Below are 3,032 nucleotides of genomic sequence, written 5' to 3'. Positions count from 1 at the left end.
TGTCTGGCAGTGCCCTACTCTCGCATGGGGAGGCCCCACACTACCATCGGCGCGACGGCGTTTCACTGCTGAGTTCGGCATGGATTCAGGTGGTCCCACCGCGCTATTGCCGCCAGACAAATCTGGGTTCAATCTCGAACAAGCTGCTGTTTTCTGAAACTTTCTCTCTCATCCCCAAAACACCTTCGGTGTTGTCAGGTTAAGCCTCACGGTCCATTAGTACTGGTTAGCTCAACGTCTCGCAACGCTTACACACCCAGCCTATCTACGTCCTCGTCTCGAACGCTCCTTCAGTACCCTCAGGGGGTAAGGGAAGACTCATCTCAAGGCAAGTTTCCCGCTTAGATGCTTTCAGCGGTTATCTCTGCCGCACTTAGCTACCGGGCAATGCCATTGGCATGACAACCCGAACACCAGTGGTGCGTCCACTCCGGTCCTCTCGTACTAGGAGCAGCCCCTTTCAATCTTCCAACGCCCACGGCAGATAGGGACCGAACTGTCTCACGACGTTCTAAACCCAGCTCGCGTACCACTTTAAATGGCGAACAGCCATACCCTTGGGACCTACTTCAGCCCCAGGATGTGATGAGCCGACATCGAGGTGCCAAACACCGCCGTCGATATGAACTCTTGGGCGGTATCAGCCTGTTATCCCCGGAGTACCTTTTATCCGTTGAGCGATGGCCCTTCCATTCAGAACCACCGGATCACTAAGACCTACTTTCGTACCTGCTCGCGCCGTCACGCTCGCAGTCAAGCTAGCTTATGCCTTTGCACTAACCTCACGATGTCCGACCGTGATTAGCTAACCTTCGTGCTCCTCCGTTACGCTTTGGGAGGAGACCGCCCCAGTCAAACTACCCACCAGACACTGTCCGCAGCCCGGATTACGGGCCCACGTTAGAACATCAAACATTCAAGGGTGGTATTTCAAGGATGGCTCCATGCAGACTGGCGTCCACACTTCACAGCCTCCCACCTATCCTACACATCAAGGCTCCATGTTCAGTGTCAAGCTATAGTAAAGGTTCACGGGGTCTTTCCGTCTTGCCGCGGGTACACTGCATCTTCACAGCGAGTTCAATTTCACTGAGTCTCGGGTGGAGACAGCCTGGCCATCATTACGCCATTCGTGCAGGTCGGAACTTACCCGACAAGGAATTTCGCTACCTTAGGACCGTTATAGTTACGGCCGCCGTTTACTGGGGCTTCGATCAAGAGCTTCTCCCGGAGGATAACCCCATCAATTAACCTTCCAGCACCGGGCAGGCGTCACACCGTATACGTCCACTTTCGTGTTTGCACAGTGCTGTGTTTTTATTAAACAGTTGCAGCCAGCTGGTATCTGCGACTGGCCTCAGCTCCATGGGTAAACCACTTCACCTAACGCCAGCGTGCCTTCTCCCGAAGTTACGGCACCATTTTGCCTAGTTCCTTCACCCGAGTTCTCTCAAGCGCCTGGGTATTCTCTACCTGACCACCTGTGTCGGTTTGGGGTACGATTGTGTGTGACCTGATGCTTAGAGGCTTTTCCTGGAAGCAGGGCATCAACCACTTCAGCACCGTAGTGCCTCGTCATCGCGCCTCAGTGTTAACAAATGACCGGATTTGCCTGGTCATTCCACCTACACGCTTAAACCGGGACATACCGTCGCCCGGCCGGCCTAGCCTTCTCCGTCCCCCCTTCGCAGTCACACCCAGTACAGGAATATTAACCTGTTGCCCATCGACTACGCTTTTCAGCCTCGCCTTAGGGGTCGACTCACCCTGCCCCGATTAACGTTGGACAGGAACCCTTGGTCTTCCGGCGAGCGGGTTTTTCACCCGCTTTATCGTTACTTATGTCAGCATTCGCACTTCTGATACCTCCAGCAGGCCTCACAGCCCACCTTCAACGGCTTACAGAACGCTCCCCTACCCAACAACATCGAAATGTTGCTGCCGCAGCTTCGGTGCATGGTTTAGCCCCGTTACATCTTCCGCGCAGGCCGACTCGACCAGTGAGCTATTACGCTTTCTTTAAATGATGGCTGCTTCTAAGCCAACATCCTGGCTGTCTGAGCCTTCCCACTTCGTTTCCCACTTAACCATGACTTGGGGACCTTAGCTGGCGGTCTGGGTTGTTTCCCTCTTCACGACGGACGTTAGCACCCGCCGTGTGTCTCCCGTGATAACATTCTTCGGTATTCGCAGTTTGCATCGGGTTGGTAAGTCGGGATGACCCCCTAGCCGAAACAGTGCTCTACCCCCGAAGATGACTTCACGAGGCGCTACCTAAATAGCTTTCGGGGAGAACCAGCTATCTCCCGGTTTGATTGGCCTTTCACCCCCAGCCACAAGTCATCCGCTAATTTTTCAACATTAGTCGGTTCGGTCCTCCAGTTAGTGTTACCCAACCTTCAACCTGCCCATGGCTAGATCACCGGGTTTCGGGTCTATACCCTGCAACTTAACGCCCAGTTAAGACTCGGTTTCCCTGCGGCTCCCCTATACGGTTAACCTTGCTACAGAATATAAGTCGCTGACCCATTATACAAAAGGTACGCAGTCACCCCACCACTAAGCCCCCTCTGCTTGATGTTGGCGGTTGGGCGTCGCTGGCGCGTCGCCGACCGTCATCAGGCAAAAGATGACGCTGTGGACTTCACCACTGGCTTAGTGGTGGGGCTCCCACTGCTTGTACGTACACGGTTTCAGGTTCTGTTTCACTCCCCTCGCCGGGGTTCTTTTCGCCTTTCCCTCACGGTACTGGTTCACTATCGGTCAGTCAGGAGTATTTAGCCTTGGAGGATGGTCCCCCCATGTTCAGACAGGATACCACGTGTCCCGCCCTACTCTTCGAGCTCACAATACCTGCGTCTTCGGATACGGGGCTATCACCCTTTACTGCCGGCCTTTCCAGGCCGTTCTCCTGACGCAGATGCTGATGTTGGCTCTGGGCTCCTCCCCGTTCGCTCGCCGCTACTGGGGGAATCTCGGTTGATTTCTTTTCCTCGGGGTACTGAGATGTTTCAGTTCCCCCGGTTCGCCTC

At 54.6% G+C, this 3,032-nt stretch carries 1 protein-coding gene, 1 rRNA gene and 1 other annotated feature (1 of these 3 cut by a window edge); of the genes, one reads left to right on the top strand and one right to left on the bottom strand.

Annotation, left to right across the window (positions count from 1 at the left end):
* Position 1: 1 nt before the first annotated feature.
* Positions 2 to 117 (bottom strand): 5S ribosomal RNA (rrf, locus tag Xkoz_RS26545).
* 78 nt (positions 118 to 195) lie between these two features.
* Positions 196 to 3,032 (bottom strand) — a sequence feature (mutual gap in cmsearch alignment for this rRNA model is longer than 100) (it continues 151 nt past the right edge of the window).
* Here rrf and Xkoz_RS26540 point away from each other — a divergent pair.
* Positions 2,578 to 2,781: a hypothetical protein gene (locus tag Xkoz_RS26540; protein ID WP_208615198.1), complete on the top strand. Its 204-nt coding sequence runs from the start codon at positions 2,578 to 2,580 to the stop codon at positions 2,779 to 2,781. Its footprint overlaps the feature before it by 204 nt.

It is taken from the genome of Xenorhabdus kozodoii (assembly GCF_002632875.1).
GTDB classification, from domain to species: Bacteria; Pseudomonadota; Gammaproteobacteria; order Enterobacterales; family Enterobacteriaceae; genus Xenorhabdus; species Xenorhabdus kozodoii.
The sequence above is the reverse complement of the archived record's forward strand: the minus strand, read 5'-3'. Positions and strand labels throughout refer to the sequence as shown.

Coding starts and splice junctions, on each gene's coding strand:
- Xkoz_RS26540 (WP_208615198.1), top strand. CDS start 2,578: ATGTTGGCGGTTGGGCGTCGCTGGCGCGTCGCCGACCGTCATCAGGCA.